Origin of the sequence: Enterobacter cloacae complex sp. 277I4, assembly GCF_050031465.1 — a bacterium.
GTDB lineage: Bacteria > Pseudomonadota > Gammaproteobacteria > Enterobacterales > Enterobacteriaceae > Enterobacter > Enterobacter cloacae.
Window position 1 is genome coordinate 376,337 of sequence record NZ_JBLGWC010000001.1, and the last position, 21,227, is coordinate 397,563.

Annotated in this window: 13 protein-coding genes, 1 tRNA gene and 3 rRNA genes; 15 read left to right on the plus strand and 2 right to left on the minus strand. The window is 52.0% G+C overall.

Annotated features, from left to right (window positions below):
- Positions 1-417 precede the first annotated feature (417 nt).
- Together crfC and ACQG19_RS01790 are read left to right on the plus strand one after the other, a co-directional pair.
- A complete protein-coding gene (gene crfC / locus ACQG19_RS01785) occupies positions 418-2,772 on the plus strand; it encodes a clamp-binding protein CrfC (protein ID WP_013095116.1) in 2,355 nt (784 codons plus the stop codon).
- On the plus strand, positions 2,769-3,644 hold the full coding sequence (locus ACQG19_RS01790) for a diguanylate cyclase regulator RdcB family protein (protein ID WP_029882903.1): 876 nt from the start codon (positions 2,769-2,771) through the stop codon (positions 3,642-3,644). The genes crfC and ACQG19_RS01790 overlap by 4 nt, the downstream gene beginning before the upstream one ends.
- 41 nt (positions 3,645-3,685) lie before the next feature.
- Here the strand turns inward: ACQG19_RS01790 and kdgT are convergent, their stop codons facing one another.
- Positions 3,686-4,678, minus strand: coding sequence for a 2-keto-3-deoxygluconate transporter (kdgT, locus tag ACQG19_RS01795; protein ID WP_013095118.1), 993 nt, complete (start codon positions 4,676-4,678; stop codon positions 3,686-3,688).
- Positions 4,679-5,327: 649 nt separating this feature from the next.
- Between kdgT and proP the strand changes: the two genes are divergently transcribed.
- Positions 5,328-6,830, plus strand: a complete 1,503-nt coding sequence (gene proP / locus ACQG19_RS01800) for a glycine betaine/L-proline transporter ProP (protein WP_013095119.1) — start codon at positions 5,328-5,330, stop codon at positions 6,828-6,830.
- A gap of 33 nt (positions 6,831-6,863) precedes the next feature.
- On the opposite strand, the gene ACQG19_RS01805 is transcribed toward proP, so the two are convergent.
- A complete protein-coding gene (locus ACQG19_RS01805) occupies positions 6,864-7,817 on the minus strand; it encodes a nickel/cobalt transporter (protein ID WP_038418498.1) in 954 nt (317 codons plus the stop codon).
- A gap of 497 nt (positions 7,818-8,314) precedes the next feature.
- On the opposite strand from ACQG19_RS01805, the gene ACQG19_RS01810 reads away from it, so the two are divergent.
- The 12 genes from ACQG19_RS01810 (at position 8,315) to ACQG19_RS01865 (ending at position 21,227) form a co-directional block, all read left to right on the plus strand.
- A 16S ribosomal RNA gene (locus tag ACQG19_RS01810) occupies positions 8,315-9,854 on the plus strand.
- 84 nt (positions 9,855-9,938) lie between these two features.
- Positions 9,939-10,014 (plus strand) — tRNA-Glu (locus tag ACQG19_RS01815).
- A gap of 182 nt (positions 10,015-10,196) precedes the next feature.
- Positions 10,197-13,100, plus strand: a 23S ribosomal RNA gene (locus ACQG19_RS01820).
- Between the two features lie 187 nt (positions 13,101-13,287).
- Positions 13,288-13,403, plus strand: a 5S ribosomal RNA gene (rrf, locus tag ACQG19_RS01825).
- Together the 16S, 23S and 5S rRNA genes with 1 tRNA gene alongside form the textbook arrangement of a ribosomal RNA operon.
- 489 nt (positions 13,404-13,892) lie before the next feature.
- Positions 13,893-14,423 carry a fimbrial protein gene (locus ACQG19_RS01830; RefSeq protein ID WP_246932141.1) on the plus strand — a complete coding sequence of 177 codons (531 nt, stop codon included), beginning with the start codon at positions 13,893-13,895 and terminating at the stop codon, positions 14,421-14,423.
- Positions 14,424-14,642: 219 nt separating this feature from the next.
- The gene (locus ACQG19_RS01835) at positions 14,643-17,117 is read left to right on the plus strand and encodes a fimbria/pilus outer membrane usher protein (protein WP_102751994.1); all 2,475 of its coding nucleotides are present in this window, start codon (positions 14,643-14,645) and stop codon (positions 17,115-17,117) included.
- A 41-nt stretch (positions 17,118-17,158) separates the two neighbouring features.
- Positions 17,159-17,902, plus strand: coding sequence for a fimbrial biogenesis chaperone (locus tag ACQG19_RS01840; protein ID WP_370882414.1), 744 nt, complete (start codon positions 17,159-17,161; stop codon positions 17,900-17,902).
- An 18-nt stretch (positions 17,903-17,920) separates the two neighbouring features.
- Complete coding sequence (locus ACQG19_RS01845) at positions 17,921-18,964, plus strand: fimbrial protein (protein ID WP_023622584.1); 1,044 nt, start codon at positions 17,921-17,923, stop codon at positions 18,962-18,964.
- Between the two features lie 9 nt (positions 18,965-18,973).
- Positions 18,974-19,522 carry a fimbrial protein gene (locus ACQG19_RS01850; RefSeq protein ID WP_048972343.1) on the plus strand — a complete coding sequence of 183 codons (549 nt, stop codon included), beginning with the start codon at positions 18,974-18,976 and terminating at the stop codon, positions 19,520-19,522.
- A gap of 23 nt (positions 19,523-19,545) precedes the next feature.
- Positions 19,546-20,205 (plus strand): transcriptional regulator, encoded by a 660-nt coding sequence (locus ACQG19_RS01855; RefSeq protein WP_095440241.1) that lies wholly within the window; start codon positions 19,546-19,548, stop codon positions 20,203-20,205.
- Between the two features lie 89 nt (positions 20,206-20,294).
- Positions 20,295-20,495: a DUF4762 family protein gene (locus ACQG19_RS01860; RefSeq protein WP_013095127.1), complete on the plus strand. Its 201-nt coding sequence runs from the start codon at positions 20,295-20,297 to the stop codon at positions 20,493-20,495.
- A gap of 114 nt (positions 20,496-20,609) precedes the next feature.
- A complete protein-coding gene (locus ACQG19_RS01865) occupies positions 20,610-21,227 on the plus strand; it encodes a DsbA family protein (protein ID WP_246932145.1) in 618 nt (205 codons plus the stop codon).

Here is a 21,227-nt window from a genome sequence, read left to right on the forward strand (position 1 = left end):
CGCCATTAACGTGTTGGGAAGAATTGACACTGAATATATCGAATATTTTATTGCGGCAAATTGCTACGTTCCGCCATTTCGGATAAGGTGAAGCGACACATTGTTATTTATCGCCGGTTTTCGTCGTCGTACATCTGTTATGACGCTGAACCATTCCCTCTCTTTTTAGGTGGGTAAATAATGATGATATATCCTGAAGTTTCTTAAAAATGGGCTACGCTTTTTATCTTTTGACTATCAGGTCAGGAGAAAAGCTTTTCACGCCATGCAAGGATAGCGATTTATTTCTGATTGTCTTCAATCAGTTATATTTCGGTGAACATGTTTTCCACACGTGATCATATAAGCCGAAAAACATAATTAAAACCCGGTGGCTTAATAAAAGTAATAAATTTGCGTTAAGGAAAGGCTTTTATCATGCACACACAGACAATTTTTGAATTAAGCCAGGAAGCAGAACGGTTGCTACAACTCGCCCTGCAAAACCTTGATACCTTGAAATCAATGCCGATAGCGATGCTGGAGAGTACCGCGACGGCCATTACGGGTGAAAAGAACAACGTTTTACCTTTGCATTTTAGCGCGCGTGGTGTCGAAGCACAGCAGGCGATGCTGAATAGTGAATTGCGCAAAATAACCCGTCTGGAAATGGTGCTGGCTATTGTTGGAACCATGAAGGCGGGGAAATCGACCACCATTAATGCGATTGTGGGCACCGAAGTGTTGCCCAACCGCAACCGTCCGATGACGGCGCTTCCGACCCTTATTCGTCATACGCCGGGCCAGAAAGAGCCGGTACTGCATTTTACGCATGTCTCTCCCATTGATGATTTGATCCAACTGCTACAGAAAAAGCTCTGCGATGACGATCGCGGTAAGCTGGCGCAGCGTCTGGAAATCGATAAAGACATGAATACGCTGCTGGAGAGAATTGAAAGAGGCGAGGCTTTCGAGAAGCACCACCTTGGGGCGCAGCCGATATTTCATTGTCTGAAAAGCCTGAACGACCTCGTGAGGCTCTCTCAGGCGCTGGACGTGGCCTTCCCGTTCTCAGAGTACGCGGCGATAGAGCATATACCGGTGATTGAGGTGGAGTTTGTGCATCTTGCGGGTCTGGATGCGCACCTGGGGCAGCTGACGCTGCTGGACACGCCTGGGCCAAATGAAGCCGGGCAGCCCCATCTGCAAAAAATGCTCACCGAACAGTTGTCCCGCGCCTCCGCGGTGCTGGCGGTGATGGACTATACCCAGCTCAAATCGATTTCTGATGAAGAGGTTCGTCAGGCCATTTCGGTAGCGGGAAAATCGGTGCCTTTGTATGCGCTGGTGAATAAATTCGACCAGAAGGATCGCAACAGCGACGATGAAGAGCAGGTCAGGGCGATGATCTCCGGGACCTTAATGAAAGGGAACATCTCTCCGGGACAAATTTACCCTGTTTCGTCGATGTGGGCCTATCTGGCAAACCGCGCCCGCTATGAGATGGCGAACCATGGGCAGCTACCGGATCACCAGGAACAGCGCTGGGTACAGGACTTTGCCGAGGCCGCGCTGGGGCGTCGCTGGCGTACGGCGGACCTGGATGATATCGAACATATTCGTCATGCGGCTGATTTGCTGTGGGAAGATTCGTTATTTGAACAACCTATCCGCAAACTCATTTACGCCGCCTATGCCAATGCGTCGTTATTTGCGCTGCGTTCGGCGTCGCATAAGCTGCTCAACTATGCCCAAAATGCCAGAGAGTATCTCGATTTTCGCTATCAGGCCCTGACGGTGGCCTTTGAATCGCTGGAGCTGAATATTACGCGTCTTGAAGAGGATATGGCTCTGCTGCAAACGCGGCAGCGCGTGGCTAGCGAAGAAGTCAAACACGAAGTGGAGCAGGCCCTCCACGCCACTGACGATTTTATGGCGTTGCAGAAAGGAGCCCTTCAGCAGGCGATTGGCCATATCTTCAACAGCCACACGCTACTTGATTTGGCAGGTATTGATCCGCTGAATCATCGGCAGGATGCACCGGAGGCGCTGACGCAGCTGGTGCTGGATGATGAAAGGCAGGCGCAAACGGTACTGAACAGCATCCGCTCCGCCTGCGAGCAGGTCATGCTGGACGCACAGACGAAAATCAGCCGGGAGCTGGCGCTTCGCTTCGATCAACTGGAGTCTACGCTGGCGCGTTCGCTGAATGAGGCGATGCGGCCCATTGAGCTGCGTATTAAAGAGCAGCTCAGCCATGCCGGTTTCCGGGCGCGGATCAGTTTCCCGGCATTTCAGGCAAATCAGCTGAACTTCAATACGCGGGCGCTGTTTACTGATGCCATCGCGGAGGATACCCGTCCGGCAGGCCAGCCATCGGCTGCGGGAAGTGTACGGGAAACGGTGTCGCGCTGGCTGAACAATCCTGGCTGGGGCTGGGAAGATTATGTGGCGACGCGCACGCGATACGTTATTGATATTGCGCAGCTGCATGACAAGTTTATGCAGCATATTGATCAGTTTTGTGAACAAATCCGTAAAGCTTTAACCGCGCAGGTCGATGTCTCTGTTACGGCGGGTATGGCAACGTTCTTTGCAGAATTTTCGTTATGCCTTGCCGGGTTACAGGAAAGCTTGCGTGATAGCCTCGCAGTCCGTCAGCAAAATGAGCATTCGACCCGATCGCTCAGCCAGCTGTTGAAACAAAGTATCACGACTGCGACGTGGATTCAGGAAGATACCCGACTGTTACGCGATGATATTCAAACTCTTTTCGCGGCAGAGCAACCATGACAACACAGCTACTGGACGGTCCCGGGCGGACGCTGGAGTGTATCCATCCTAAATTTATGGTCGATCTGGTCCAGGGGGTAGACGCGCCGCGTCATACCCATCTGGGGCCGCAACAGCTGCAGTTTCGTGAGCGTTTGACGCAGGAGATCATGACGCACACCCGGCTGCGACCGTGGGCAATGGCGGGAATGCTCAACGAAAATGCGGCTCTGCGCCTGGGGCTGGCGGAAAAGCTGGCCGGCATGCTGGATCCGGGGCATCTCGCGCTGACGCGTATGGCCGATAAACTGGTTGCCCTGCGCCAGCAAACCTCTCTGCGTACGCAGCCCTCGCCGGGCCTGGTTCAGCAGTACGCTGAACTCTCTTCCCATTTTCTTCAACGCGCAGCCTATAAAGAAAAGGCGTTGTCCCAGCGTGGGTTAACGGTGCAGGCGGGCGATCATAGCGAGCAGATTTTTACCCGCTGGCGGGCCGGACACTATGATGGCTGGTCGCTGGCCGGGCGTTGCTACATTGTGCTGGAAGAGCTGCGCTGGGGAGCATTTGGCGATGCCTGTCGTCTGGCGAATGCGGACGTGGCGGCAATGCTCAAGGATAACCTGCGCAGCATGGCGGCAAATTATCTGGCGCAGGGGATCAATGCTTCTCCCACTACCCGCCATTTTTATCACCAGTGGCTCACAACCCCCTCTACGCCGGGGAGCATCGATCATAAAGATATGCTGGGCTGGCTGGGGGACTGGTGTCAGGCGGACAGTCACCCGGTGAGCTGGTCAGTAACCCAAAACTGGCAAACGGTCGCGCTGGGTATGCCGAGACTCTGTTCGGCAAAGCGGCTGGTGGATGGGATGGTGGAAGAAATTTTTGGTTGAACCCCTCACCCGGCGGGGAGAGGGGGGTCTTATGCGGTGCGTTAATGATGAAGCTCTACTGCTTTCGGTTCTGTATCCGGCTCGGGGAGATTGCCGAAGCGCTTCGCATACAGGGCCGTGATGATGGGCACCAGAATGGCGGTGACGATCACGCTGGCGGCAACCAGCGCCGTTGCCGAGGCCGCAACCGGTTCGAAAGCCGGGTTAATCTGGGCAATGATCACCGGATTCGCCACGGCGGCCCCGGCGGCTGAAGAGGCGGCTACACCTGCCGTTCCGTTTCCTCCGCCAATTACGCGATCGGCAATGATCAGCGGAATGCCGGTGATAATGATAACAGCCACGCCCAGGACAATACCCAGCAGACCGGTATCGAGGATCACCTTCAGGTTAATGGTATTCCCCAGCGCGAAGCCGAAGAACGGGATCAGCACCGGCGTGGCTTTGCTGAAGAAATCGCGCAGATCGTGGTCCAGATTCCCCAGCGCAAAACCGATCAGGAAAGGCAGGATCGCGCCGACAAAGTGGTGTGGTTCAAACGAGGCCAGCCCCGCCGAGCCCAGAATCAACATCGTCATCAGCGGACCGGACTCCAGAGACATCAGCACAAAGGCGCCAGACTCCTCTTTTGTGCCGTACTGGTTCATCAGGCTGGCATAGAGCCCACCGTTAGTCATATCCATCGCGGAGACAATGGCCAGAACGGATAATCCGGCGAAGAATCCGGTCTGAATGCCATTCTCCGGAATGAACAGTGCACAGACCATTGCCACAACCCAGGCAACCGCAATTTTCGTTATAACCAGAGTTCCGGATTTACGTAATACGGTACCCGTTGCCCGCAGGTTAATAGATGCTCCAATACAAAAGAACCAGACGGCCAGAATGGGCACGGTTCCCGTAATCATTCCTTTTGTGAAACCACCAAAATAAGCACCGGTATCAGGTGCCAGGGTATTCAGAATGGCGCCAAGCACCAGAGGAACCAGCATCATCCCGCCGGGGATGCGTTCTATTGTGGCTTTAATCTTCATGTACAACCCTCACATCGTGTCCCGCGTGGCGGACGGAATGCTATCGAAAATAAAATCAACAAATTCAATTAATTGAAAGGATGCTTAGCCTGGCGCTTCGTTATCCTTTCAGGGAAATTAATCGCGCGCTCTTGATTCATGCCGCTCAAAAGCCCGCTGGACGTTGCGTTCGGATTTATCATGCGATCATTGGAATGATGATTCAATGAAAATAAAACAGTGTTTTAGTTATCTCTATCACATATTCAGCGTAAATATTCGAACCGCGTTTTAATATTTAAAATTTATGTAAATCTGATGTGACGCAGTATGGTTTTGAGAATTGTTGTGCAGGCGATAATAACGTGCGTGAGCATGTTCTTTTTTGGTGGATAAGAAAGAGCTGATGGGCGGAAATTGACAAATATTGAACTCAGTTGACGATACGGAAAAATATATGTGAAGTTGATCACAAATATAAACGCTGGTAGGGTAAAAAGGTCATTAACTGCCCAGACAGGCGTCAACAGGTTCGGTTGTATCGACGTAAAACGTCAATGTAAGTAAACCTGCTACGCTTGAATAAGGCGATTCGCATGGAGCGGATCCCCGTTTCACGGTTCACCAGATGGCCGGTGAAATGGACAGGGCTGAGTCTACGAGGAAAGCTATGCTTAGAAGGAAAAAGATTAAACCCATCACGCTTCGCGACGTCACCATCATCGATGATGCAAAACTGCGTAAAGCGATCACTGCCGCCTCGCTCGGTAATGCGATGGAATGGTTCGATTTTGGTGTCTACGGCTTCGTGGCCTATGCGTTAGGTAAAGTGTTCTTCCCCGGCGCTGACCCCAGCCTGCAGATGATTGCCGCGCTGGGTACGTTCTCGGTTCCCTTCCTCATTCGCCCGCTGGGTGGTCTGTTCTTCGGTATGCTTGGTGATAAATATGGTCGTCAGAAGATCCTGGCCATCACCATTGTCATTATGTCGATCAGTACATTCTGTATCGGCCTGATCCCGTCTTATGCTTCGATTGGCATCTGGGCGCCAATATTGCTGCTGCTCTGTAAGATGGCTCAGGGATTCTCCGTAGGGGGAGAATATACCGGTGCCTCGATCTTCGTTGCAGAGTACTCCCCGGACCGTAAACGTGGCTTCATGGGAAGCTGGCTGGACTTTGGTTCCATTGCCGGGTTCGTCATGGGTGCGGGCGTGGTGGTGCTGATTTCAACCGTGGTTGGTGAGGCGAACTTCCTTGAATGGGGCTGGCGTATTCCGTTCTTCCTCGCGCTGCCGCTGGGGATCATTGGCCTGTACCTGCGTCATGCGCTTGAAGAGACGCCTGCGTTCCAGCAGCACGTTGATAAGCTCGAGCAGGGTGACCGCGAAGGTCTGCAGGATGGCCCGAAAGTCTCCTTTAAAGAGATCGCGACCAAACACTGGCGCAGCCTGCTGGTCTGTATCGGCCTGGTGATCTCCACGAACGTGACTTACTACATGCTGCTGACCTACATGCCGAGCTATCTGTCGCATAACCTGCACTACTCGGAAGACCACGGTGTACTGATCATTATCGCCATCATGGTGGGTATGCTGTTTGTGCAACCGATTATGGGGCTGTTGAGTGACCGCTTTGGCCGTCGACCGTTCATTATTCTGGGTAGCGTTGCGCTGTTTGCCCTTGCTATTCCGGCATTCATTCTGATTAACAGCAATGTGCTGGGCCTGATTTTTGCCGGCTTGCTGATGCTGGCGGTGATCCTCAACTGCTTCATCGGGGTGATGGCCTCTACACTACCGGCCATGTTCCCGACGCATATTCGCTACAGTGCGCTGGCGGCGGCCTTTAACATCTCGGTTCTGATTGCCGGTCTGACGCCGACGCTTGCCGCCTCTCTGGTGGAAAGCACGCAAAACCTGATGATGCCCGCTTATTACCTGATGGTTATCGCGGTGATTGGTTTGATTACGGGTATTACCATGAAGGAGACGGCGAACCGTCCTCTGAAAGGGGCGACGCCTGCGGCATCGGATATTCAGGAAGCGAAAGAGATCCTGCGCGAGCACTACGATAACGTCGAGCAGAAGATTGAAGATATTGACGCAGAGATTGAAGAACTGCAGAAGAAACGCTCCCGACTGGTGGACCAACATCCACGCATCAACGAGTAATCAAAAAACCCGCCGCTGGCGGGTTTTCTTTTATTAGCATCCTGCAGCGATGTAATCGCCATTGGCGCTGATGGGGATCACCGTCAGGAACAGGATGGTCGCAAACAGGATCAGAACAATCCCGCCGGCAATCTTGACCGCCGGAACCAGCCACTTCAGCGAGGCGCCGCCGCCAAACCAGGCGACCGTGCGCTCGCGGGCGTAACGCACGGCCAGCGATAGCCCCATAATCGACAGCGCGGTTCCCAGCGACATGGTCATTACCGCGGCCATTCCCCAGGTGACGATGCCCAGCGCATTCGAAAACATCAGGATCATAATGGCCCCACTGCATGGACGCGCGCCGATCGCCAGAATTACACCCAGACGGGTTTTCCAGTCACCCTGCGCAAGGTCTGCCCCTACGCCGTGATGGCCGCAGCCACAATGTTCATCATGCTGGTGAAGGGGCGTGATGGCGGAGATTGCCATCCTGCGCGGGCGCAGGCTTTTCAGCGCCTGGTAAATGATAAACGCGCCGAATGCGCCAATGAGGACCGCGCTTATCTTCTCGACATACCAGCGGCTGGTACTGATATCCCCGGACGCCAGGTTAAACCCCACCGCCAGAATAAAGACAAACAGAATGGCGCTGACGCCCTGCAGCATACTGCCAAAAAAAGGAACGACCCGGGCAGCCAGTTCGCTCTCTTTATTTGTACTGAGATAGGTAGTGACAATGAATTTGCCGTGCCCCGGCCCGATAGCGTGAAGTACGCCATAGAAGAACGCGCCGGTTAATAGCCATAAGCCACCGCTGTACTGATGGTTATTAAGCTGCAACAGGTACATCACCAGATAACGGTGCAGGGTGATTTGCGTAGCAAGACACCACTGGATGAAAGCCCCCCAGTGTGCGTGCAGAGTGAAGCCCGCAATAAGGAGTAGCAGCGTCATGAGGCCAGCGCCAGGAATGCGCCAGTCTCGGGTGAGGCGTTGTGTGATCATGGATATTGTCTGTCAGGGAAAATATTTGCCAATAGTATAGTTGATTATCCCCCTCAATCCGTGGGTTCTTATTATGCTTACGCGTTGTATTGTGGATAAGTCTGTGTGTAAAAGGGTATAAAGCGGGGTTTTGCTGGGGAATACAGCAGTCAGTCATCTTTTTGCAACTTTTCGGTTGCGGTCGCTCGGGAACTCCCTATAATGCGCCTCCATCGACACGGCGGATGTGAATCACTTCACAAACAACCCGGTCGGTTGAAGAGAAAAAATCCTGAAAATCAGGGTTGACTCTGAAAGAGGAAAGCGTAATATACGCCACCTCGCGACAGAGCGCTGAAGCGCGTCGCAACTGCTCTTTAACAATTTATCAGACAATCTGTGTGGGCACTCAAAGTGACATGGATTCTTAACGTCGCAAGACGAAAAATGAATACCAAGTCTCAACGAGTGAACACGTAATTCATTACGAAGTTTAATTCATTGAGCATCAAACTTTTAAATTGAAGAGTTTGATCATGGCTCAGATTGAACGCTGGCGGCAGGCCTAACACATGCAAGTCGAACGGTAGCACAGAGAGCTTGCTCTCGGGTGACGAGTGGCGGACGGGTGAGTAATGTCTGGGAAACTGCCTGATGGAGGGGGATAACTACTGGAAACGGTAGCTAATACCGCATAACGTCGCAAGACCAAAGAGGGGGACCTTCGGGCCTCTTGCCATCAGATGTGCCCAGATGGGATTAGCTAGTAGGTGGGGTAACGGCTCACCTAGGCGACGATCCCTAGCTGGTCTGAGAGGATGACCAGCCACACTGGAACTGAGACACGGTCCAGACTCCTACGGGAGGCAGCAGTGGGGAATATTGCACAATGGGCGCAAGCCTGATGCAGCCATGCCGCGTGTATGAAGAAGGCCTTCGGGTTGTAAAGTACTTTCAGCGGGGAGGAAGGTGTTGTGGTTAATAACCGCAGCAATTGACGTTACCCGCAGAAGAAGCACCGGCTAACTCCGTGCCAGCAGCCGCGGTAATACGGAGGGTGCAAGCGTTAATCGGAATTACTGGGCGTAAAGCGCACGCAGGCGGTCTGTCAAGTCGGATGTGAAATCCCCGGGCTCAACCTGGGAACTGCATTCGAAACTGGCAGGCTGGAGTCTTGTAGAGGGGGGTAGAATTCCAGGTGTAGCGGTGAAATGCGTAGAGATCTGGAGGAATACCGGTGGCGAAGGCGGCCCCCTGGACAAAGACTGACGCTCAGGTGCGAAAGCGTGGGGAGCAAACAGGATTAGATACCCTGGTAGTCCACGCCGTAAACGATGTCGATTTGGAGGTTGTGCCCTTGAGGCGTGGCTTCCGGAGCTAACGCGTTAAATCGACCGCCTGGGGAGTACGGCCGCAAGGTTAAAACTCAAATGAATTGACGGGGGCCCGCACAAGCGGTGGAGCATGTGGTTTAATTCGATGCAACGCGAAGAACCTTACCTGGTCTTGACATCCACAGAACTTTCCAGAGATGGATTGGTGCCTTCGGGAACTGTGAGACAGGTGCTGCATGGCTGTCGTCAGCTCGTGTTGTGAAATGTTGGGTTAAGTCCCGCAACGAGCGCAACCCTTATCCTTTGTTGCCAGCGGTTAGGCCGGGAACTCAAAGGAGACTGCCAGTGATAAACTGGAGGAAGGTGGGGATGACGTCAAGTCATCATGGCCCTTACGACCAGGGCTACACACGTGCTACAATGGCGCATACAAAGAGAAGCGACCTCGCGAGAGCAAGCGGACCTCATAAAGTGCGTCGTAGTCCGGATTGGAGTCTGCAACTCGACTCCATGAAGTCGGAATCGCTAGTAATCGTAGATCAGAATGCTACGGTGAATACGTTCCCGGGCCTTGTACACACCGCCCGTCACACCATGGGAGTGGGTTGCAAAAGAAGTAGGTAGCTTAACCTTCGGGAGGGCGCTTACCACTTTGTGATTCATGACTGGGGTGAAGTCGTAACAAGGTAACCGTAGGGGAACCTGCGGTTGGATCACCTCCTTACCTTAAAGAACCTGCCTTTGCAGTGCTCACACAGATTGTCTGATGAAAAGTAAATAGCAAGGCGTCTTGCGATTGAGACTGTACGTCCCCTTCGTCTAGAGGCCCAGGACACCGCCCTTTCACGGCGGTAACAGGGGTTCGAATCCCCTAGGGGACGCCACTTGCTGGTTCGTGAGTGAAAGTCACCTGCCGTCATATCTCAAAACTGACTTGCGAGTCATGTTTGAGATATTTGCTCTTTAAAAATCTGGATCAAGCTGAAAATTGAAACGACACACAGTTAATGTGTGTTCGAGTCTCTCAAATTTTCGCAATCAGAAGTGAAACATCTTCGGGTTGTGAGGTTAAGCGACTAAGCGTACACGGTGGATGCCCTGGCAGTCAGAGGCGATGAAGGACGTGCTAATCTGCGAAAAGCGCCGGCGAGGTGATATGAACCCTTGACCCGGCGATGTCCGAATGGGGAAACCCAGTGTGATTCGTCACACTATCGTTAACTGAATACATAGGTTAACGAGGCGAACCGGGGGAACTGAAACATCTAAGTACCCCGAGGAAAAGAAATCAACCGAGATTCCCCCAGTAGCGGCGAGCGAACGGGGAGCAGCCCAGAGTCTGAATCAGCTTGTGTGTTAGTGGAAGCGTCTGGAAAGTCGCACGGTACAGGGTGAAAGTCCCGTACACGAAAACACACAGGCTGTGAACTCGAAGAGTAGGGCGGGACACGTGGTATCCTGTCTGAATATGGGGGGACCATCCTCCAAGGCTAAATACTCCTGACTGACCGATAGTGAACCAGTACCGTGAGGGAAAGGCGAAAAGAACCCCGGCGAGGGGAGTGAAAAAGAACCTGAAACCGTGTACGTACAAGCAGTGGGAGCACCTTCGTGGTGTGACTGCGTACCTTTTGTATAATGGGTCAGCGACTTATATTCTGTAGCAAGGTTAACCGTATAGGGGAGCCGAAGGGAAACCGAGTCTTAACTGGGCGTTAAGTTGCAGGGTATAGACCCGAAACCCGGTGATCTAGCCATGGGCAGGTTGAAGGTTGGGTAACACTAACTGGAGGACCGAACCGACTAATGTTGAAAAATTAGCGGATGACCTGTGGCTGGGGGTGAAAGGCCAATCAAACCGGGAGATAGCTGGTTCTCCCCGAAAGCTATTTAGGTAGCGCCTCGTGAACTCATCTTCGGGGGTAGAGCACTGTTTCGGCTAGGGGGCCATCCCGGCTTACCAACCCGATGCAAACTACGAATACCGAAGAATGTTATCACGGGAGACACACGGCGGGTGCTAACGTCCGTCGTGAAGAGGGAAACAACCCAGACCGCCAGCTAAGGTCCCAAAGTCATGGTTAAGTGGGAAACGATGTGGGAAGGCCCAGACAGCCAGGATGTTGGCTTAGAAGCAGCCATCATTTAAAGAAAGCGTAATAGCTCACTGGTCGAGTCGGCCTGCGCGGAAGATGTAACGGGGCTAAACCATGCACCGAAGCTGCGGCAGCGACACTCTGTGTTGTTGGGTAGGGGAGCGTTCTGTAAGCCGTTGAAGGTGGCCTGTGAGGGCTGCTGGAGGTATCAGAAGTGCGAATGCTGACATAAGTAACGATAAAGCGGGTGAAAAGCCCGCTCGCCGGAAGACCAAGGGTTCCTGTCCAACGTTAATCGGGGCAGGGTGAGTCGACCCCTAAGGCGAGGCCGAAAGGCGTAGTCGATGGGAAACAGGTTAATATTCCTGTACTTGGTGTTACTGCGAAGGGGGGACGGAGAAGGCTATGTTAGCCGGGCGACGGTTGTCCCGGTTTAAGCATGTAGGCGGAGGTTCCAGGTAAATCCGGTACCTTTTAACGCTGAGGTGTGATGACGAGGCACTACGGTGCTGAAGTAACAAATGCCCTGCTTCCAGGAAAAGCCTCTAAGCATCAGGTAACACGAAATCGTACCCCAAACCGACACAGGTGGTCAGGTAGAGAATACCAAGGCGCTTGAGAGAACTCGGGTGAAGGAACTAGGCAAAATGGTGCCGTAACTTCGGGAGAAGGCACGCTGATATGTAGGTGAAGCCCCTGCGGGTGGAGCTGAAATCAGTCGAAGATACCAGCTGGCTGCAACTGTTTATTAAAAACACAGCACTGTGCAAACACGAAAGTGGACGTATACGGTGTGACGCCTGCCCGGTGCCGGAAGGTTAATTGATGGGGTTAGCGGTAACGCGAAGCTCTTGATCGAAGCCCCGGTAAACGGCGGCCGTAACTATAACGGTCCTAAGGTAGCGAAATTCCTTGTCGGGTAAGTTCCGACCTGCACGAATGGCGTAATGATGGCCAGGCTGTCTCCACCCGAGACTCAGTGAAATTGAACTCGCTGTGAAGATGCAGTGTACCCGCGGCAAGACGGAAAGACCCCGTGAACCTTTACTATAGCTTGACACTGAACACTGGTCCTTGATGTGTAGGATAGGTGGGAGGCTTTGAAGCGTGGACGCCAGTCTGCGTGGAGCCGTCCTTGAAATACCACCCTTTAATGGCTGGTGTTCTAACGTAGACCCGTAATCCGGGTTGCGGACAGTGTCTGGTGGGTAGTTTGACTGGGGCGGTCTCCTCCCAAAGAGTAACGGAGGAGCACGAAGGTTAGCTAATCCTGGTCGGACATCAGGAGGTTAGTGCAATGGCATAAGCTAGCTTGACTGCGAGAGTGACGGCTCGAGCAGGTGCGAAAGCAGGTCATAGTGATCCGGTGGTTCTGAATGGAAGGGCCATCGCTCAACGGATAAAAGGTACTCCGGGGATAACAGGCTGATACCGCCCAAGAGTTCATATCGACGGCGGTGTTTGGCACCTCGATGTCGGCTCATCACATCCTGGGGCTGAAGTAGGTCCCAAGGGTATGGCTGTTCGCCATTTAAAGTGGTACGCGAGCTGGGTTTAGAACGTCGTGAGACAGTTCGGTCCCTATCTGCCGTGGGCGCTGGAGAATTGAGGGGGGCTGCTCCTAGTACGAGAGGACCGGAGTGGACGCATCACTGGTGTTCGGGTTGTCATGCCAATGGCACTGCCCGGTAGCTAAATGCGGAAGAGATAAGTGCTGAAAGCATCTAAGCACGAAACTTGCCCCGAGATGAGTTCTCCCTGAGACTTAAAGTCTCCTGAAGGAACGTTAAAGACGATGACGTTGATAGGTCGGGTGTGTAAGCGCAGCGATGCGTTGAGCTAACCGATACTAATGAACCGTGAGGCTTAACCTTACAACGCCGAAGATGTTTTGGCGAAGAGACAGAATTTCAGCTTTGATTCAGAGTCCGAAGGATTTTGCGCTGAGACAAGGCGGCAAGCGAAGGAAAGGAAGGAGCATACTGAGGTATGTGACTGACTTTACGAGAGCAGCCAACGCAGTATCAGCCCAAAAGACACAGGACAGAGCACAGGAATTTGCCTGGCGGCTTTAGCGCGGTGGTCCCACCTGACCCCATGCCGAACTCAGAAGTGAAACGCCGTAGCGCCGATGGTAGTGTGGGGTCTCCCCATGTGAGAGTAGGGAACTGCCAGGCATCAAATAAGAAGAACCCCGTACCGTAAGGTGCGGGGTTTTTTGCTTTTGTTTTCTCCCTCACTCTTACCCTCTCCCTGCGGGTGACTGCATCCGACAGCACAGTTTCTCCCCATGATTAAACAAATTCACATTTCCCTCTACGAAATTTCTTAATTTCCCATTTTTTTATATATTTATATATGTGGTAAAAGCATCATAAATTTCAGATTATTCATACCACTCTGCGAGATATAAAACCCTATTTTTTGAGCATTACGAGTTAATAATGCGTATCTATCCCACATTAAATGTATTGCTTTGTGATGAAATTGTGATTTGGTAGCATTTGAATTAGTTCGAAGAAACGATGGGAATTAATATTAGGCGAGTTTCATTATTCGCATATCGTTTTAAGAACTAAACCAAGAGTTAATTTCACTCGCGTATATCATTTGTGTAGCGTGACGACTCTTTATTTCTCAGGATATTGGTAAAAACAGGATATTTTATGAAACTGAATAAAGTTGCTATGGCTGTTGCTTTGACCGCAGTTCTGAGTTCAATGTCTGCATTCGCTGATACGACGAATGGCCAGATTGAATTCCAGGGCGAACTGGTGAATACCGCATGTGGTCTGGCGCCAGGCTCAAGCCCGGTAAGCGTTGATTTTGGCCAAATTCCAGTTTCTGCACTGGCAAATGGTGCGCGCGCCGGAAACGTACATCAGAACATTGAACTGCAGCACTGTGACACCACCGTTGCACAAACAGCTGAGGTAACGTACTCCCCAACCAGCGTAAACCCAACGGATGCGTCTCTGGCTGCCTTCACTTCTGGTACTGCGTCGGGTGCCGGTATTGGCCTGCGTGACAGCGCCAGCCAGGACGTCGTCTGGGGTAACGCAACCACGCCTGTTCAGTTGGTTGATGGCACCAACACCATTCCGTTCGTGGCATATGTGAAAGCAGAAAGCGCAAGTGCGACCGTAACGGCGGGTTCCTTCCAGTCAACGGTTAACTTCGAGATTGCTTATCAGTAATCCGCAGAGCAACTTCAGTGCGGGAATTATCCCGCACTGTTAAAGAACGAAAATAAAATGGATTTTTAATGCCGCTTTATTTCACTGTCATCGCGATGGAACGATTTACGCGAAAGTCATGACGGCATTTCTCCATATTTTAATTGTAGGCATTAACAAAATAATTATAACGCGGTGGAACGCTGGACGCTTTTAATGGATTTGTTCAGGACGGGGATCATGTCAGTAAAATTAAAAACGAATCTTACAATTATTGCTCTCCTGGTGATGAATTGCTGCTATGCAGCAACGGCGCGCGGAGAAGAGCGCGTTGAGTTTAATACTGATGTTCTGGATGCTTCAGATCGTACCCGTATTGATCTGTCACGTTTTGCGACAGATAACTATGTCACACCTGGTGATTATCTGCTGGATATCCGTATTAACGGCCAGTCGGTAGGCCAGGAGAAAATCCGTTATGTGGAATCGCCTGAAGGCAATCGTACGCTGCCGTGTATCAGCGGCGACCTGCTGGACAAACTGGCGCTGAAAGAAGACGCACGTTCACAGATCGCTCAAATCTATGAAAACTGCTATTCCCTGCAGCGTTTGTCTGGCGCGAAATTAAGCAACTATGCCGGCGTGCTTGAAATCACCGTGCCGCAGGCATGGATGAAGTACAACGATCCTGACTGGACGCCGCCTGAACGTTGGGATGAAGGTATTGCTGGCCTGATTTTTGACTACAGCATTAACGGGCAGCTGACTCGTCAGTTCAGCGACAATAAAAACTACAGCGCGATATCAGGTTACGGTCAGGCGGGAGCCAACATCGGCGGCTGGCGCATACGCGGTGAATATCAGACCAGCTACTACAGCCAGCACCATCAATCCAGTTTTGACTGGAACCAGATCTACGCCTACCGGCCGTTGCCGATGATGGCGGCAAAACTGACGCTGGGGGAGATTTACCTGAATTCGCAGGTTTTCGATACGCTGCGATTTACCGGGATTAACCTCGCCAGCGATGAGCGGATGCTGCCGCCTGCGCTGCAGGGCTATGCGCCTGAAATCCACGGTATTGCTCGCTCGAATGCCAAAGTGACCGTCAGTCAGAGCGGGCGCGTCATCTATGAAACTACCGTCCCCGCCGGACCGTTCAATATTCAGGATTTGCGCAGTTCAGTGCGCGGTACGCTCGATGTACGCGTTGAGGAGCAGGATGGCTCAGTATCGCTGTTCCAGGTGAATACCGCCAGCATTCCGTATCTCACGCGTCCGGGCTATGTGCGTTACAACCTCTCTGGTGGCACGCCGTCCCGTTATAACCACTCGTTAAAGGGACCGACGTTCCTGTCTGGCGATTTCTCCTGGGGGATCAGCAACGCGTGGTCGCTGTACGGTGGCCTGCAGTCATCGGGTGAAGCCTACACTGCAGCCTCTCTGGGTATAGGTCGCGATCTGAACGCGTTAGGGGCGATCTCTCTGGATGCCACAGAGTCGTGGAGCCGTGAGCCTGACGGCAAACGCCTGAAAGGTACCTCATATAAGTTGAGCTACGCGAAAACCTTCGACGAATACAACAGCTCAATTACGTTCGCGGGGTACCGCTTCTCACAGGAAGACTTCCGCACGATGGCGCAATACCTTGATGAGCGTTATCAGGGTTATGACCATGTCGGACGCGAGAAACAGCTCTACACCATTACCGGGAGTAAAACCTTCTGGGCCGGTGAGGCGGGTAAAGCGACGACCGTCTTTCTTACCTGGACCCACCAAAACTACTGGAATCAGCGCAGCCAGGATCGATACGGCATGTCCGTGGGGCGAGCCTTCCGCGTTGGCGATATCAACGGCATCACCGCCAATCTTTCTGCTTACCGTACCGATTATAAAGGGCGTAAGGACGACTCAATTTCCTTCTCGCTGTCTGTGCCGATTGGGGATAACAAATGGGCGGGTCTGGACGTCCAGACCAACAACGGTAAAACCAGTCCAATGGCGTCATACACCGACAACAGCGACTTCAACAATCTGTGGCGCGTTCGCGCGGGTGCCAGTCAGAACAGTAACGCCAGCGTTGACGGCTATTACCTGCACCGTTCGCAGTGGGCGGAAATTAATACCAACGCAAGCTACCAGCAAAATGAGTTTATGGCGTTAAGCACCACTCTGCGCGGCGGCTTTACGGCGACCCGGCACGGTGCGGCGATGCATAACAGTGGCGCAACAATGAACACGGCGCGGGTCATGGTCGATACCAACGGCATTGGCGGCGTCCCACTCAATGGTGAAAAGTCCCGGACTAACCGCTTCGGTATTGCCGTTGTACCGGATGTAGTGAGTTACAACAGCTTTGATACCCGCGTAGACGTCGACGCCATGGATGGCGATATCGAACCGGCCAGAGCCATCAGTACCAGCACCCTCACTGAAGGGGCCATCGGCTATCAGGCTTTTGGGATGGCGAAAGGGATGAAAATGATGGGCACGTTGCGCCTCGTTGATAACAGCGTCCCTCCTTTTGGGGCAGAAATTTACAACGCCGATGGCGTAAGCGTCGCCATGGTGCTGGAGGACGGAAAGGCATGGCTTGCGGGCATAAACGCCAATGAAACCCTGAATGTTATGTGGGGGGGTAAACAGCAGTGCAAAGTAACCGTCCCGCCTGGAGAGAACAACGGACGTTCGGACATGCTTCTGCCGTGCCGTTAATCCTTTAGTAAGCATTATCTCACTGTAATGAAAGGCTAAAAATGAGCAAGAACAGACATAGCAGATATCTTATGGCGGCGTGTGCGCTGAGCCTGGTGGCGGGCTACGCGCAGGCAGGCGTCTCCCTGGATCGGACGCGCATCATCATTACGGAGAAAGAGTCTTCGTCCAGCGCCAATTTGTCCAATACCAGCCCGGATATCCCCTTCCTGGCCCAGTCGTGGGTGGAGGATGAAAAGGGCAATAAGATCGCCTCTCCGCTGATTGTACTCCCGCCGTTACAGCGAATTAATGGGGGGCAGAAAGGGATCGCGCGGGTCACTAAAACGGCTGGCATCGAAAAACTGCCGAAGGACAGAGAGAGTCTGTTCTACCTCAACGTCAGGGAAATTCCGCCAAAACCGGAAAAACCCAACACGCTTCAGCTGGCAATGCAATCACGCATCAAGTTGTTTTATCGCCCTGAAGCGGTGATCCCGAAGACAAAGGGGGAAGTTTGGCAGGATCGGGTGGTGTTCCAGAAAAGCGGCAGCGAAATGACCGTGCAGAATCCTACGCCTTACTACGTGACGATCCTCAGCCTGACCAAAGGAGACGGGGTGAAGATCACCCGTTTCCCGGGGATCATGGTTGCGCCTAAATCGAGCCAGACGTTTGCGGTAACGGACGCCGGTGTCAGTCAGTTTTCTATGAAGTTTGTGAATGACTATGGCGGGCATCCGGAGCTGAAATTCCGTTGTGATGGCAATACCTGTAAGGCGTTACCCCCTGCCCAGCAGGGTTAACAAGGAAGGAGCCTGACAATGCAACATCCTTATCCTTATGCCGCTCTTCTGGCGATGTGCGCGCTCGGATTTTCCGGGGCGGCACGATCCGTGGTGGACGGTGAAATTAAGGCGGTAAATGGCACCTATGAATACCTGATCAACATTAACAATCATGATATTACCAGCAATCAGGTCGGTGCTGTCGTTATCGACGAATTTGATCTGGCAGGGATGTTTCAGGGCCGCGCGTACTGCGCGCAGCCGATGATAAGCCAGCCGGTCTATTACACGTCGCAGGCAACGTTAACCCAATCAGGAATGACGGCGGGTTACCTCAAGCTGAATGACTACATGGACGTCAAAATCGAGATCTACATCGGCGGTAATCTACAGCAGTACAAAACCGTACCCTTCGATAACGTCTCCAATAACGTCAATCAGAACTACTGCAACCCCCCCAGCACCATACTGGACAACCAGTTTGCTTCCGGTGCGAAGGGGAAAGTGACCTTTATGATCACCAAGCCCATTATCAATGGGGTCAACTTGCAGGGGTCAGAAATCGCAACACTTTATGGACGACTGGGGCCGGGTGCAATGGGCCAAACGCCACTGTCGCGCGTCACCATCGCTTCAGGCGTCATCACCGTACCGGATAAATGCATCGTGAATCAGGGGACGCCCATCGTCGTTGACTTCGGCAACATTCCGGGGACGGGCAGTCGGCTGGATGGCATCAATTACAGTCAAAACGTACCGATTCACGTCAAGTGCCAGGGCGGCAGTTTTTCCCAGGGAGAGCTGAATATCAAGCTGGGGATCCAGCAAGCTAATCCAGCATTCAGTGACGGCAAATACCTGAGTACGCAAGGAGCCGTCGACCGGTCTGAACTGGGGATCGCGCTGCGTGATAGCAAGGGTAATCCTGTGGTGCCAAACACGTTCTATAACGTGCCGGGATTTTCCCACAACGAAGGTGACTGGAACCTGATCGCCGCGCCGGTGGCCAAAAACACTACCTCGGTTATTCCCGAAGGCGAGTTCCATGCGTCGGCGACGGTTGTGGCTGAATTCCAGTAAGGAGGGAATATGCATCGCATGATAATCATCCTCACCTGTTATCTCACGGTCTTCGCTGCGGCACCCGCCTGGGCGCGGGGAGAGTTGATCGGTGGCGATCTTAGCTTTAAAGGCGTCGTCATGGCTTACCCGTGCAGTATTGCGCCAGAGTCGGGTCGGATCCTGGTGGATTTTGGTGAGATATCAACAAAGTCATTGTATATAAACGGAAAAACGACACCGGTTCCGTTCGCGATTAAATTGCAGGACTGTAATCCGAACGTCTTTAACGCGGTGACGGTAACGTTCAGCGGCATCGCCAACGCCAATATGGCGGACCGTCTGGCCATCAACGCAACAGCGCCGGGTAATGCAGGCGGGGTAGGGATTGGATTGCTGGAGGAGGATGATACTCCCGTGCGCCTGAATGTCGCCACCCGTCCCACTCTCATCAACGACACCCTGTTACGGCTAAGCTTCCAGGCTTTTGTGGAAGCGGAACCCGATGCCGTGGCAAGCGGAACGTTAACTACCGGGCCATTTACCGCCACTGCACATTATACGTTGGATTATCAGTAGCGGCGTTAACCGGGAGCTGCGACATGAGATATCAGTTCTTTCTTTACGATAAAAATATTTTTTATTCGCAAGGAATTAAAATGGTTATTACCAGTTTACTCGCAGAACAAGCGGACGTTTTATATTCCTTAACGGATGATTACGAGCAGCTCCTTGTTCAATTACAGCGTCAGGTTAATGACGAGGGTTGCATGTGGATCCTCTGTGATTTAGACAGCCTGCCGCGAGAGCGGCTTCACACGCTGCAATTAATGAAAGAGTTCTATCAGCAGGAAAATAAAAGCCTGATTATTCTCTTAAGCAAACATAATATGCCTCTTTTTTTTGCGCTGTATTCGATTTTGCCCACCGCGCACTGGTTGCTCAAAACTGAAAATATGGAGAGCATTACGCCTTTTTTTCAGCGTCTGTTGGATAAAACACGTCAGGGATGTTGCTTTAGTGCATCGCTGGTCAACTATACGAAAAAAAAACTTTATGACCGGAGCGTGGAACCCACGATTTCTGGAAGTGAATGGTGGTTGATGGAAGAGCTATTTAAGGGGAAATCCCTGTCGCAAATATCAGACGAAATAAACGTCGACATTCGTCGCTTGAGCTATATCAAACGCCATTTAATGAAGAGGTTGAATATAAGAAGCAATATCGCTTTATTCTCCGCGTTTCGCGGCATTATGCCCTGAATCCGTGAGCCACATTTTCGGTAGAACACATTACCGATTTAACAGTGCAACATATTGCACGCCATTAACCCGAAGTAAGGAGAACGGAAATGAAAAAACTGACCGCATTTGAAGCCGCGAGGATTGTGGGGGGAACCTGCAAGACGTGTGAAATCACGTATCAAAACGTCACCGTCGGTGGCGTCACCTCCTGTAAGCAGATCACAACCTGTACAGATAAGCATGGCTGTACGACCACAATGAGAGATGCTGATTCCAGCAAATGCGGTGGGATCCCTAACCGCTATTAACACCGACACTGCCTGGGGGCTGAACACCCTCAGGCTCTTATTTTCCACTGAGAGAATACGATAGTGACTACCTGTACGCGCAAAACCGCGATCGGTTATTCGATCTTTCTGATTATGGTTTCCTTTTTAATTACGGTACTTTGTTACCATATTTTTGTTTTTAAAACTTTTACGAGAGATGATTCGCAGACGCAGGCATTTCGCGAGGTCAGCCCCGATATGCAGGCGAACAGTCCGATTAAAAATGAGCGCAGTATTATCGAAGTCATGTCTTATGGTTGTCATTATTGTGCGGCAAACGAAGAGAACCTCGCGGAATTTAGCCGTACTCTGCCGCCAGACAGCACATTTACCTCTATTCATATTGCTGACGAGGATAATGGTCTTGCAGCCTATGCACCGCTTTTTGCGACGCTGGAAGCGATGGGGATAGAAAAGCAGATTCGCGACAGTGCGTATAACGCCATTATCACGCGTAACGTCGATTTGACGGATGAAAAAAAGCTGAATGGTTGGTTAGTCAAAAATAATATTGATGTCGTCAAGTTTAATACGTTCAGGCTAAGCAAGGCGGTAAAAGAACGTCTCAGCGAAATGGCGGCCATTACTGCTTACTATGATATCAACGCCACCCCGATGTTTATTATTAATAAACGCTATGTTGTTGCTCAGGATCGCGAGTTCCCGGCGTTTGCGCAGCGCATTCGGGAATTGCTCGAAGAGGATAAATAA